Annotated in this window: 12 protein-coding genes; all 12 read left to right on the forward strand. The window is 49.0% G+C overall.

The window, feature by feature from the left end:
- Nucleotides 1-27: 27 nt before the first annotated feature.
- The 12 genes from AC3G2T_RS13955 to AC3G2T_RS14010 all read left to right on the forward strand — a co-directional run bounded on the left by AC3G2T_RS13955 (nt 28) and on the right by AC3G2T_RS14010 (nt 12,428).
- The gene (locus tag AC3G2T_RS13955) at nt 28-1,968 is read left to right on the forward strand and encodes an asparagine synthase-related protein (RefSeq protein ID WP_488435834.1); all 1,941 of its coding nucleotides are present in this window, start codon (nt 28-30) and stop codon (nt 1,966-1,968) included.
- A gap of 21 nt (nt 1,969-1,989) precedes the next feature.
- Nucleotides 1,990-2,133, forward strand: coding sequence for a paeninodin family lasso peptide (locus AC3G2T_RS13960; protein ID WP_474682677.1), 144 nt, complete (start codon nt 1,990-1,992; stop codon nt 2,131-2,133).
- A 117-nt stretch (nt 2,134-2,250) separates the two neighbouring features.
- Nucleotides 2,251-3,159, forward strand: a complete 909-nt coding sequence (locus tag AC3G2T_RS13965; protein WP_488435835.1) for an HPr kinase/phosphorylase — start codon at nt 2,251-2,253, stop codon at nt 3,157-3,159.
- The gene (locus AC3G2T_RS13970) at nt 3,159-3,452 is read left to right on the forward strand and encodes a lasso peptide biosynthesis PqqD family chaperone (protein ID WP_488435836.1); all 294 of its coding nucleotides are present in this window, start codon (nt 3,159-3,161) and stop codon (nt 3,450-3,452) included. The genes AC3G2T_RS13965 and AC3G2T_RS13970 overlap by 1 nt, the downstream gene beginning before the upstream one ends.
- A 56-nt stretch (nt 3,453-3,508) precedes the next feature.
- Nucleotides 3,509-3,907 carry a lasso peptide biosynthesis B2 protein gene (locus tag AC3G2T_RS13975; protein ID WP_488435837.1) on the forward strand — a complete coding sequence of 133 codons (399 nt, stop codon included), beginning with the start codon at nt 3,509-3,511 and terminating at the stop codon, nt 3,905-3,907.
- 15 nt (nt 3,908-3,922) lie between these two features.
- Nucleotides 3,923-5,116 (forward strand): nucleotidyltransferase domain-containing protein, encoded by a 1,194-nt coding sequence (locus AC3G2T_RS13980; RefSeq protein WP_488435838.1) that lies wholly within the window; start codon nt 3,923-3,925, stop codon nt 5,114-5,116.
- 1 nt (nt 5,117) lies between these two features.
- On the forward strand, nt 5,118-6,938 hold the full coding sequence (locus AC3G2T_RS13985) for an ABC transporter ATP-binding protein (RefSeq protein WP_488435839.1): 1,821 nt from the start codon (nt 5,118-5,120) through the stop codon (nt 6,936-6,938).
- A gap of 120 nt (nt 6,939-7,058) precedes the next feature.
- Nucleotides 7,059-7,790 carry a glycosyltransferase family 32 protein gene (locus tag AC3G2T_RS13990; RefSeq protein WP_488435840.1) on the forward strand — a complete coding sequence of 244 codons (732 nt, stop codon included), beginning with the start codon at nt 7,059-7,061 and terminating at the stop codon, nt 7,788-7,790.
- A 10-nt stretch (nt 7,791-7,800) separates the two neighbouring features.
- Entirely contained in the window at nt 7,801-9,000 is a 1,200-nt protein-coding gene (locus AC3G2T_RS13995) for a glycosyltransferase (RefSeq protein ID WP_488435841.1), read from the forward strand.
- A 3-nt stretch (nt 9,001-9,003) separates the two neighbouring features.
- Nucleotides 9,004-10,032, forward strand: a complete 1,029-nt coding sequence (locus AC3G2T_RS14000; RefSeq protein ID WP_488435842.1) for a glycosyltransferase family 2 protein — start codon at nt 9,004-9,006, stop codon at nt 10,030-10,032.
- Between the two features lie 16 nt (nt 10,033-10,048).
- Complete coding sequence (locus AC3G2T_RS14005; RefSeq protein WP_488435843.1) at nt 10,049-11,215, forward strand: polysaccharide pyruvyl transferase family protein; 1,167 nt, start codon at nt 10,049-10,051, stop codon at nt 11,213-11,215.
- 10 nt (nt 11,216-11,225) lie between these two features.
- Entirely contained in the window at nt 11,226-12,428 is a 1,203-nt protein-coding gene (locus tag AC3G2T_RS14010) for a glycosyltransferase (protein ID WP_474682667.1), read from the forward strand.
- Nucleotides 12,429-12,436 lie beyond the last annotated feature (8 nt).

Raw genomic sequence — 12,436 nt, forward strand, 5'->3', positions numbered from 1 at the left:
TGCATGGTCGGGTGAAAGGAGCATTACATGAGTGCCATAGCGGGAGTTTACAGTGTAATGGATGAGCCTATTGCCCTAGAGTATGGCGGAATGCTCATGCAAGCTTTGCAAATCTACCCGGCGGACGACGTTCGAATTTGGCACGAAGACCGCGTCTTTTTGGGATGCCATGCGCAGTGGATCACACCCGAGTCCGTAGAAGAGCGTCTGCCGTTTTATGATTCGGCAAGGCAGTTGGCGATTACGGCTGATGCTATTATCGATAACCGGCAGCAATTGTTTGAAATGCTGCAGATCGAGCCTGAAAGGCGGAAGGCGATAACCGATAGCGAGCTCATTTTGCTCTCCTATGCCAAGTGGGGGGGAGATGCTCCGCAGTATTTGGTCGGCGACTTCGCTTTTATGATTTGGGATGGCAGGGAACGCCGCCTTTTCGGGGCAAGAGATTTCTCCGGCAGTCGGACACTGTATTACGCCCGTGCGGGGAACCATTTTGGGTTTTGCACCGTGATCGAACCTTTGTTGACATTACCTCATGTGAAAAAAGAGCTGAATGAAGAATGGCTCGCGGAGTATTTGGCGATAAGCGGGATGGTGGATGTTGTCACTTCTTCTTCAACCGTGTACAAACATATCGAGCAGGTGCCTCCATCGCACAGTATCTCTATTGCCGGGAATCAAGTGAAATTATCAAGATATTGCCAAATAACGCCGGAACAACGGCTGCGGTTGAAATCCGATGAAGAGTATGTAGAAGCGTTTCGCGAAGTGTTTCAGGAAGCCGTTACCTCTCGCCTGCGTACATATCGGGGCGTGGGCGCTCAATTGAGCGGGGGGCTGGACTCTGGCGCCATTGCCGGTTTTGCCGCAAGGGTGCTGCGGAAGAAGAATAAGCTTTTACATACGTTTAGTTACGTTCCGACGAACGATTTTAAGGATTACACTTCACAGCATTACATCGCCGATGAGAGTCCTTTTATTCAATCGACTGTAGGGTACGTAGGCGGCATTAAGCAGAAATATTGCGATTTCGCAGGCAGAAACTCCTTATCCGAGGTCGATGATTTCCTTAAGATTATGGAGATGCCCTATAAGTTTTTTGAGAATTCCTTCTGGCTTAAAGGGATGTTTGAGCAAGCGCATGAGGAAGGGACAGGCGTGCTGCTGAACGGCGGCAGAGGGAATATGTCTATTTCCTGGGGGCCTGCGATCGATTATTATGCGATTCTTCTCAAAAAGCTAAGATGGGTTCGATTAAGCCGCGAATTGCATCATTACAGTTTCAATGTGGGCGGAAGCCGGCTGCGCATGCTGCCTGATATCGCGAAAGTCGCATTCCCGCGGTTAGAGCGGATGCTTCCGGCAAGCGCGCCTTTTAAGTATCCAGTGCTCATCAACCCGGACTTTGCGAAAAAAACGGACGTTTACAACAGACTGAAGTTGTATGGAATAGATGAATCCGGCTGGATTTCCGATGCCGATGCATATGAGCAAAGAAGGAAGCATTTTGAACAATTGTTTCATTGGAATGCAAGCAATACGTTGGCGACGAAATTGTCGCTGCGCTACTCGGTATGGAAGAGAGACCCTACGAACGATATTCGCGTCATTCGGTTCTGCTTGTCCGTACCCGAAGAGCAGTACGTTCGCGACGGATTGGACCGTGCACTCGTTCGAAGAGCGACGGAAACGTATTTGCCTGACAAAGTCAGGCTGAATCAACGGGTTCACGGTACGCAAGGTGTCGATTGGATTCATCGGATGATGCCGCATTGGGACGCATTCGTGGAAGAAATACAACAGCTAAGCACGGATTCTGTCGCGCTGGAAGTGTTTAACGGCCCTGCGATAAGGGCCGCTCTTTCGAAGGCCAAGCAAGGGGTACGCCCTGAGCAGGCCAACGATATGGATTTCAGAATGCTGATGCGAAGCTTGATTGTGTATCGATTTTTAAAGGGGTTCATTTAATACGAGGGGGAGGTGAAAACAATGGCAGACAAAAAAGAATGGAATAAACCGGTACTGAGCGTATTGGACGTACAAATGACCGAAGCTTCTACAACGGACGGTCCGTTTACAGACGAAGCTTATGTTCAAGGTGTTCGTTCACCGAAACCGCGCTTTACCAGCTAATTCAAACATTCTCGGCGGACAATCATTTGTAAGTTTTGAATGTGTAGAGGCCCTTATACATCAAAGCGAGTATAAGGGTTCTTCTTATTTCCATGGCAGCGATTTGGAGTGAGTTGTATGTATAAGGCTTTTGGATTATTGATCTCAAGCGAGATTTCTTTGCCTGAATTGCCGTTCGTCAATATGCCGGCGAATGAAGCCGACATTGAAATTGTCATCGACAACAATGTGAATTTTAAGTCTGAATTGGAAAATAACCCGTACGAACATATCGTGAAGGACCGGACGGTCCTGTTCTATGTTCCGGATCATGCATATTTCTGCGTTCAGGATGGCCGAACGATCAAGGTCGCTCCGATTCGCGGAGCGGACGAGAGTTTAATCCGCCTCTACATCCTTGGCTCGTGCATGGGCGCATTGTTGATGCAAAAAAACATCTACCCCCTGCACGGAAGCGCCATTGAAATCGATGGAAAGGCGTACGCTTTTATCGGGGAATCCGGCGCCGGGAAGTCCACTTTGGCCTCCGCCTTCTTAAGACGGGGCTGCCGGTTGGTCAGCGACGATGTGATTGCCGTTTCGCTGTCGAACCGTGGTCGGGTACCCATAGTAACGCCTTCGTATCCGCAGCAGAAGCTGTGGCAAGAGAGCTTGGACAATTTTGGCGTCGACGGCCATGAATATAAGCCGATATTCGGCAGAGAAAATAAATTTTCGATTCCGGTTCCGTCCAGCTTCTATGCAGAACCGCTGCCGCTTGCCGCTGTATTTGAACTTGGCAAGACGGAGAACGAACGTTTTGAATTCCAGCCTATTACGAAGCTGGCGCGGCTCCAGACACTTTTCACCCATACATACCGCAATTTTCTTATTCCGCGGCTTGGGCTGATGGAATGGCATTTTACCGTCTCGGCTAGCATGACGAATCATGTGGATATGTATCAAATCCGACGGTCTGCCATTAGCTTTAGCGCGCCGCAGTTAGTAGACTTCATACTCGATAAATTAAACAGGGGGAATCCATAATGAGCAAAGCTCGGGAAATATCGCTGCATGACGTGGTTAAACAATTGGAAGGTACGGTTGTAAGCGAGATGGACGGAGAAATCGTCATGCTGAGTATTGAAAAGGGCAAATACTACAATTTAGGCGATATAGGCGGGAAAATTTGGGGATTGATGGAGAACCCGGTTGCGGTTCATCAAATGGTAAGCATCCTGATTTCGGAATACAACGTGGAGCAGGCGGAATGCGAAGCGCATGTCGCCTCCTTTCTGGAGGATCTGCACAAAGAAGGGCTTATTCATATCGGAGAATAAAGATGCTGAGAAAATTAAGGGCTATACGTTCTTGGGATAGGAAAACCTTTTGCTTCATGTTGGAAGCCCTGTTCTATTTAGGCTGGGCGCGGCTGCTCATCTTGCTGCCATTCTCGAAGATAGCGCCGCAATTGGGGCGGAAAATGTTGGAGACAACCTTCGAACCTACGCCAAGCAACCACGCTGCACTCGTTCATATCCATAACGCCATTCAATCCGTGAGCGGCCATACGTTGTGGGAGAGCAAATGTTTGGTCAGAGCGATTGCCGGGCTCAAAATGTTGGAGAAACGGCGAATCGAAAGCACTTTATATTTGGGAACGGCAAAGGATGAAGCGGGAAACATGATCGCACATGCCTGGCTGCGAAGCGGCCCTTACTATATTACCGGCTCGGAAGGAATGGAGAAATTCACAGTCGTTGGTAAATTTGCCAAGACAATGAACAATGACTGATTGAAGGAGTTAATCATGGATACTAATGTTCATCTCCATTGGGGCGACCTCCCCAAAGAATTAAGATTGCTTCTGTCTATGATCGGCCAGGAGGATGAACCTGCTTCACCGGATCATGCCGGGCTGTTCCACGATATCGATTGGAATCATTTCCTCGAATTAGTGAAGCATCACCGTGTGTTCCCCCTCGTTTACAAAAAAATAAGATCGCTCAACAGTACGTCTATCCCTCCGCACGTTGTGCAGAACTTACAGCAGGAATACAAACTGAATACGTTCGAGATGCTTCGTTTTGGCGGGGAGATGGAACGCTTATGCAGGCTGCTTTCTGAGGCGTCGATTCCGTGCCTGTTTTTGAAAGGGCCTGTACTTGCCATGGAGCTGTACGGCGATCTGTCGCTCCGCTCCTCCTGCGACCTCGATATTCTCGTTCCGCTTCGGGAGCTTGATCGGGCCGAGGAGCTTTTGCTCAAGCAGGGCTATGTGAAGGACGACTACTTCTCAACGACTTTAGACAATTGGAAGTGGAGGCACCATCACACTACGTACACCCACCCGCAGCGGGGGATCACGGTGGAATTGCACTGGCGGCTTAATCCGGGCCCGTCCATTGAGCCGAGTTTTGAGCATTTATGGGAACGGAGACGGGTGAGTCCGATAAAAGGCGTATCTCTCTACTTCTTGGGCAGAGAGGATTTGTTCCTTTTTTTAATATTGCACGGGTCCCGTCACGGCTGGTCCAGACTGCGTTGGTTGGCAGATATCGATCGATTCGTCAAGCAAGCGCCGGACTGGGACGAATTATACGCCGAACTGCGTACCTATGATGCTTCGCATATTGCCGGACAGGCCCTTCATTTATGCGCGCAATTATTGCATACGCCGCAGACGGAAGCCATGGCCCTGCTTGCGGAAAAGAAACGGGCGAAGAAGCTGGCGAATGACGCCATGTTTTATTTGAAGAGGTTGGTCAATTTGCACACCGACCCTGTACCGGATGATGTGCAAAAGTATCATAAGCGGCATCTGTTCGCCTTGATGGGAATCCGGCAAAAGCTCCTGTTCATAGTTAGCTTCCTCCATCCGTATCCGATTGACGCCGAGATATTGCCTCTGCCGAAGAAGCTCCATTTCCTCTATTTCCCTTTGCGTCCGGTATTGTGGTTCTGGCGGACGACCAAGAAATATGTAGTGTCCGGGAGGGCGTAGAGTGAAGCAAATTTTATTTCTGACCAAACAATTATATGCGTACACGGGAAAGCTTCTCTATTTGAATTTGCTTGGGATGGTTTTCATCAGCTGTTTGGACGGCATCGGCATATTCCTCTTAATTCCGCTTATAAGTATGAGCGGCATTTTGGATATGAATACAGGAGCAGCGCCTGCGGCCGGGCTATTGCAGACCTTGCAGCAGGTTCCGGCGATGCTCGGATTGCCGCTTATTTTAGGGATTTATGTAGTGCTGGTACTCGCTCAGTCTATGCTGCAGCGGAATCTGACCATACAGGACGCCAAGATTCATACCCGGTTTATCAATCACTTGCGGCTGGAAACGTACCGTGCAATCTTGCGGGCGAATTGGAGCTTTTTTGTGAAAAAGCGCAAATCCGATCTTATTCATTCGTTGACCGGAGAACTGGGGCAGGTTACAGGCGGGGTTCAATTGTTTCTGCAATTGCTAAGCTCGTTCACTTTTACGATGATCCAGCTTGCATTCGCCTTTTGGCTGTCGGTAAAAATGACGAGTTTCGTGCTGCTGTGCGGTTTCGCGCTGTTTCTCTGCTCCAGGACGTTTATTTACCGGTCGCAGGCGGTTGGGGGCCGCTTGTTAGAGCTGGCGAAGGTCTACCTTGCCGGGATCACGGATCACTTCAACGGCATCAAAGATATTAAAAGCAACAGGCTGGAAGAACCGCGGTACCGCTGGCTCCAGGACTGGTCGGATGAGACCGAGCGCGAACGGATAAAGCAAGTCAAGCTGGCGACTCAATCGCAGCTGCTCTATAAAGTCACTTCAGCGGTGCTCATCGCTGTATTTATTTATGTGTCTTTAACGCTGTTCAAGTCCGAGCAGGGGCAGCTGTTGATGATCGTCGTCATATTTTCCCGGCTGTGGCCGCGATTTATAAGCATCCAATCGAACCTGGAGTCGATGGCGTCGATGATTCCGGCATTCCGGATGCTGATTGGGCTTCAAGAGGAATGCAAGGCCGCGAAGGAACTCGATGGAATCGGCGGGCATCCGGCCGAAAGCGTCGAGCGGCTTCGCATCGAGCAAGGATTCGAATGCCGCGATGTATATTTTCGCTATAATCCGGAGGAGTCGCTGTATGCTCTTCAAGGGGTTAGTCTGAAGATTCCGTCCTGCCGAATGACGGCGATTGCAGGAAGATCCGGGGCCGGGAAGAGCACGTTAATCGATATATTAATGGGTTTGATGCAGCCGGAAAGCGGCCAAATTCTTGTCGACGGCGTACCGCTTACTGTGGAAAAGCTGGTGTCGCTGCGGCATTCCGTCAGCTACGTTCCCCAGGACCCGTTTTTATTTAATGCCAGCATTCGGGAAAATCTGTTGATGATTGCGCCGAATGCCGCTGAGGAGCAAATGTGGGAAGCGCTGGAGTTTGCGGCTGTCGATGAGCTGGTCCGCAAGCTGCCGCAAGGACTGGATACGTTGATCGGCGATCGGGGGGTCAGACTCTCGGGCGGTGAGCGGCAGCGGCTGGTGTTGGCCCGGGCAATTTTGAAGAAGCCGTCTATTCTCGTTCTGGATGAAGCGACGAGCGCGCTGGATACGGAGAATGAATCGAGAATTCAACAAGCTTTGGAAAAAATACAAGGCAAGATGACCATTATTGTCATCGCCCACCGGTTGTCGACGATTCGCAACGCGGATCAAGTGATCGTCATGGATAACGGCCGAATTGTTCAGGCAGGCGGGTTCGAACAATTAGCGCTGGAGAAAGGCGGTCTGTTCGCCGGCTTGCTGGGAAATCAAAGCCCGAATCTAAGCATCGGCGCGGCGAACTGAACGGACACAATGATTGACATGTTCTTTATAAAGAACTACAATGAAGATGAATTGGTGTAGAAATTGCCATTTATGTTCTCTGTGGAGAACGACTGATTAGTTCTTAGGGGGAGCTTTCCGTTGAATATCATTCCCAAAACGATTCACTATTGTTGGTTTGGCGGTAATGAAAAGCCAGATATCGTCAAGCGGTGCATGGACAGCTGGAAACGTAACCTGCCGGAGTATGAATTTATCGAATGGAATGAACATAACTTCGACGTTCGATGCAATTCATACGTTCAAGGGGCTTATGAAGCCCGGAAATTCGCTTTTGTCAGTGATTACGCCAGGGCCAGCGCCCTGTATCACTATGGCGGCATTTATTTGGATACCGATGTTGAGGTGTACAAGCCTTTTGACGATTTGCTGCATCACGATTCATTCTGGGGATTCGAGCAGGAAAATTACATTGCGACGAGCACGATCGGGGCTGCAAAGGGCAACCCGCTGTTAAAGCAATTTGTCGACTCCTATGAAGGCATTGACTTCAAGAGAGAAGACGGGAGCTATAACGATTTAACGAATGTGGCGATGATCACTGAAATTCTCCGAAGCAAGGGGCTCCAGCTCAATGGGGAATACCAAGAAATCAAGGGTATCGGCGCCTTTTATCCCCAGACTTATTTTTCCCCTTTCGATTACATTAACTGCAGGAAATTTATTACGGAACAAACCTATGCGATGCACTATTTTCATAAAAGCTGGCTGCCGCCTAAAGTCAGATTGAAGAGCAATCTCAAGCATTTGGCAGCCAAAATTATTGGCGGAGACAACATAGCGCGAATTCGCAAATTAGTGACAAAAGCATAGGAGCACAGTCATGAAAAATATATTAATCGCATCCTACGACATGGAAGTCGGCGGGGTGGAACGAAGCCTGATCAGTATGCTTGAAAATTTCGACTATGACAAGTATGCCGTTGATTTGATGCTGTACCGGCATCAGGGCGATTTTATGGGGATGATTCCATCCCAAGCCAGATTGCTGGACGAAGTCTCTTCCTACACAACCTTCAGAAAGTCGATTGGCGAGATTGTGAGGGAGAGGCAATACGTGATCGGCGCATCCAGAATCGTTTCCAAGCTGGCGGCCACGTACATGGGCAGAAGGAAAGGGATCGCGGAACCGGGCTATTACCAAATGCAGCTCATGTGGAAATACGCCCTGCCCTTTTTACCCAAGGCGGACAAAGAGTACGATATCGCGATCAGCTATCTGTGGCCGCATGACTTTGTCGCTGCAAAGGTGAAAGCGCGGACGAAGATCGCCTGGATCCACACGGACTATTCGACTGTGGAGACGAACGTCGGCATGGACCTCAAAATATGGGACCAATTTCATCATATTATTGCGGTGTCGGAAGCCTGCAAGCAATCTTTTTTGGTTAAGTACCCTACGCTGAAAACCAAAGTTAGGGTCATCGAAAACATAACCTCGCCTGCGTTTGTTAAGCGTATGTCGCTGCACAAAGCAGAGGATTCGATCGCTCCGGATCATCGGTTCAAGCTTGTCACAGTAGCCAGGCTATCGAATGCAAAAGGAATCGATCAAGCCGTGCGGGCATTGAAAATTTTGCACGACAGAGGTTACGGCGGCCAAATTGCCTGGTACGTAGTCGGATATGGCGGAGATGAGGCTATGCTGAAAGAACTTATCGAGCGGAACGGCCTCTCCGGCAGCTTTGTTTTGCTGGGGAAAAGGACGAATCCCTATCCTTATATGAAGGATTGCGATCTCTACGTCCAGCCTTCGCGCTATGAAGGGAAAGCCGTCACCGTGACCGAGGCCAAAATTTTAGGCAAGCCGGTCTTAATTACCAATTACTCGACGGCTGCGAGCCAGATCGAGGACGGCGTTGACGGGGTTGTTTGCGGGTTGAGCGAAGAGGGGATCGCGGATGGCATTGAAGGACTGTACAAGAACCGCGAGTTAAGAAAAGCGTTATCAGACCATTTGGAAGCCCAAGATCATAGTAATAGCGACGAGTTGGAAAAGCTGTATCGATTGATGGGAGCTTAAGTCATGAGTGTCAAAGTTAGTGTAATCGTTCCTGTTTATAACGCTGAGCGCTACATCGTTCCATGTATGGAATCGCTCCTTGAGCAGACATTGCGCGAATGTGAATTTATTTTCGTAAATGACGGCTCCCGGGACAACAGCCGGGCTGCCATCGAGCGGTATATGCAACAAGATCATAGAATCAAGCTGATCGATCAAGAGAACCAGGGCGTGAGCATGGCAAGGAATGCCGGCTTGGAGCGCGCGGTCGGGGAGTATGTGGGGTTCGTCGACGCAGATGACTACATTGAGTCCGATATGTTCGAGCTGTTGTACGACACAGCAAGACGAAGCGGCTGCGATGCGATCATCTCCAATTTTGAGAGTGAGTTGAGCGGTCATCAAGTGGTTACGCGATACCCGTTTCCTGCGAGCACTGTTTTAAGGGAAGATTACATTGCCCGGGAGATTCTGCCTTATTTTATCAAGCATGACGATTTGAATACGGTTTGCAGCAAGCTTTATAAGGGAGAGGTTCTGCGCAGCCGGCGGGTGAAATTTCCGAAAGGCGTTGCGCTGGGGGAAGACGGCATGTTTAACCTGGAGTTCTTCAGAAGCGCCGCGGCGGTTCAATACATAGACTACACCGGATACCATTACCGGGAGGTGGCGGGGAGCGCTACGAGAAACATTTTGCAAAAAGATTATTTTCAGCGGGCGCTTGATGTATATGCATTGGATTTGACCCGGGTCATCGGCGGTACCCTGGAAAAGGACGAAATCCGGCGGCTGCAATCGATCAAATTGATCCATAGTGTCATGTCCTATATTTATATATATTTTACCTCTCCGGAGGTGGGATTCGGCAAAAGGTATGCCTTGGTAAAGAAAATGATACACAATGTGCACGTTAGAGAGGCTCTGCCTGCATATATTCGCGAAATGTCCGGCAGGCAAGGGCGTTACGATAAGTATATTGTGGAGTTGATGAAACGGAAATCGACGTTTGGCCTTTACTGCGCTACCGCATACAGCAGACTGAGGAATAAATAACGAGGGGGATCGGATAATGAAAATTATGATGTTTGCCCATGACGGGAGTTTGAATAGAGGCTGCGAGGCCATCGTGCGCTCCTCTACTTCGCTTATTAAGGAACAAATCCAGGGGGTGCAAGTGTACCTGGCTTCGGGAAAGCCTGAAACCGATCGGGTCATCGAGACGTTGGACGGCATCTACGACGGATCGCCGCAAAGCATTAAAAAGTATTCATATGACTGGTTGCTATCTTCACTTAAGGTGAAGTTTTTTAATGATGAATCGTATGCCTTGGGCAGAATCCACAACAAAATCATTAAACATATAGACCATATGGACGTATGTTTATCGATTGGCGGGGACAATTACTGCTATGGCGAACAGCCTGGATGGTATGAGATCGACAGGCGGGTGAAGGCGCAAGGCAAGAAATTGGTTTTGTGGGGCTGCTCAATCGGGGCTGAAGATTTGTCGGAAAGAAAATTGCAGGATTTGCGGTTGTTCGACCTCATTCTTGCCCGCGAAACCCTTACGTATGAGCTGTTAAGGAGCCACGGGCTAACGAATGTCAAATTGTGCGCGGATGCCGCGTTTACGATGGAAAAAGAGGAGCTGGCTCTGCCTGAAGGCTGGCAGGAAGGCAACACCATCGGGCTCAACTTCAGTCCGCTCGTCTGGAAGCGAAATAAAGATTCGCAAGTCGCCGTAAGGGAATTGATTTCGCACATTTTGCATACGACTGATTCGACCATTGCGCTTACGCCGCATGTCATCGAAGCGGGGAACGATGATTACGAAGTTCTAAAAAGCTACTATGGCGAATTCAAGGATACCGGCCGGGTCATTCTGCTGCCGAATAACTTAAATGCCATCCAGTACAAAGGATACATCGCCAGAATGAGGTTCTTTATCGGAGCCAGGACACACGCTACGATCGCTGCGTATTCCAATTATGTTCCGACGATGGTGCTCGGCTACAGTGTGAAATCGAAGGGCATTGCCAAAGATTTATTCGGCGAAGAGAAGCTGGTTCTGGGGATCGAGGAAATCGCGACAGGCAGCAAACTCATCGCCAAGTTTAATGAAATGTTCAGCGAGGAGCAGGCGATTAAAGAAAAGCTGAAGCAATCGATTCCGCAGATTAAGAAGATGTCCTACAAAGCGGTTGAATATTTGAACGAGCTAGTCAAAGCCGTTTGAGATGAGACGAATGATGAAGCGTGAGAAGCATTTGCTATTTGTTATGCCTGACTTATCCGCAGGCGGCGGGGAAAAGAGTCTTGTCAATCTGTTATCCCAAATCGATTACGGCGAGTATCGTGTAGACCTGGTCCTGTTCAATAGATCCGGCGTGTTTATTCATTCTTTGCCCAAAGAAGTGAACCTGCTCGACATGCCTGAGAATCACCGGATTTTTTCGGACGGGTTAAAGAGCTCGTTGGGCAGATTTATATTGAAAGGGCGGGTGGATCTGGCGTACTCCAGATTCATGTTCAGCTTGAAGAATCGTATGATCAAGGATCAAGCGATCTCCGAGCAAAACACCTGGAAATATTATAGTAGATCTTTGGATGTGTTAGATAAAGAGTACGACGCTGCAATCGGATATTTGGAGAAATCCTCTATCTATTTTGTTGTAGAGAAGGTGCGGGCGAAGAAAAAGATCGGCTGGATTCATACGAATTACTCCACCTCAGGGATGGACGGGGAATTCGACACGCCGTATTTCTCCCGCCTGGATTATCTCGTTACCGTATCCGAAGAATGCGCCAAATCGCTGGTGTTTCATTTTTCCCATTTACAAAACAGAGTGAAAGTCATTTACAATATCGTGTCCCCTTCCATCATCAATCAATTGTCGCAAAACGATACGCCTGTCGAAATGGTGACCGATGCGAAATGCACGAAAATCGTTACGGTCGCCAGATTAAGCAATGAAAAAGGCATTGATCTGGCGATCGAGTCATGCAGATTGTTGATAAGCAAGGGTTATTCCGTACAATGGTACGTGCTTGGCGAGGGCGGCGAACGGGAACAATTGGAGCAGTTAATCGCCACCCATGGCTTGGAACCTCATTTCAAATTGCTGGGTATCAAAGAGAACCCTTATCCGTATATCAAGGCGTCCGATATTTACGTTCAGCCGTCCCGATATGAAGGGAAGTCGATTGCCATAGACGAGGCCAAAATTCTTCGGAAACCGATTGTCGTCACCGGCTTTGAAACGGCGAAAGATCAAATCCAGCATGGCACCGACGGGCTCATTGTGGAATTAAGCGAAGACGGATTATGCGAAGGCATTGAGACGCTTATCAAAGACAAGGCGATGAAGGAGCGGCTGGTGGACACTCTTAGCAAACAAAAGCTGGGGACCGAAGAAGAAATTCGTAAATTGTACGAAATAATCAATTAGGTGGTAGC

It is taken from the genome of Paenibacillus sp. sgz302191 (genome assembly GCF_057749925.1).

Bases quoted from the DNA above. Each gene is read 5' to 3' on its own strand.
- AC3G2T_RS14010 (WP_474682667.1), top strand. From the start codon at position 11,226: ATGATGAAGCGTGAGAAGCATTTGCTATTTGTTATGCCTGACTTATCC.
- AC3G2T_RS13970 (WP_488435836.1), top strand. From the start codon at position 3,159: ATGAGCAAAGCTCGGGAAATATCGCTGCATGACGTGGTTAAACAATTG.
- AC3G2T_RS13995 (WP_488435841.1), top strand. From the start codon at position 7,801: ATGAAAAATATATTAATCGCATCCTACGACATGGAAGTCGGCGGGGTG.
- AC3G2T_RS14005 (WP_488435843.1), top strand. From the start codon at position 10,049: ATGAAAATTATGATGTTTGCCCATGACGGGAGTTTGAATAGAGGCTGC.
- AC3G2T_RS14000 (WP_488435842.1), top strand. From the start codon at position 9,004: ATGAGTGTCAAAGTTAGTGTAATCGTTCCTGTTTATAACGCTGAGCGC.
- AC3G2T_RS13965 (WP_488435835.1), top strand. From the start codon at position 2,251: ATGTATAAGGCTTTTGGATTATTGATCTCAAGCGAGATTTCTTTGCCT.
- AC3G2T_RS13975 (WP_488435837.1), top strand. From the start codon at position 3,509: ATGTTGGAAGCCCTGTTCTATTTAGGCTGGGCGCGGCTGCTCATCTTG.
- AC3G2T_RS13980 (WP_488435838.1), top strand. From the start codon at position 3,923: ATGGATACTAATGTTCATCTCCATTGGGGCGACCTCCCCAAAGAATTA.
- AC3G2T_RS13955 (WP_488435834.1), top strand. From the start codon at position 28: ATGAGTGCCATAGCGGGAGTTTACAGTGTAATGGATGAGCCTATTGCC.
- AC3G2T_RS13960 (WP_474682677.1), top strand. From the start codon at position 1,990: ATGGCAGACAAAAAAGAATGGAATAAACCGGTACTGAGCGTATTGGAC.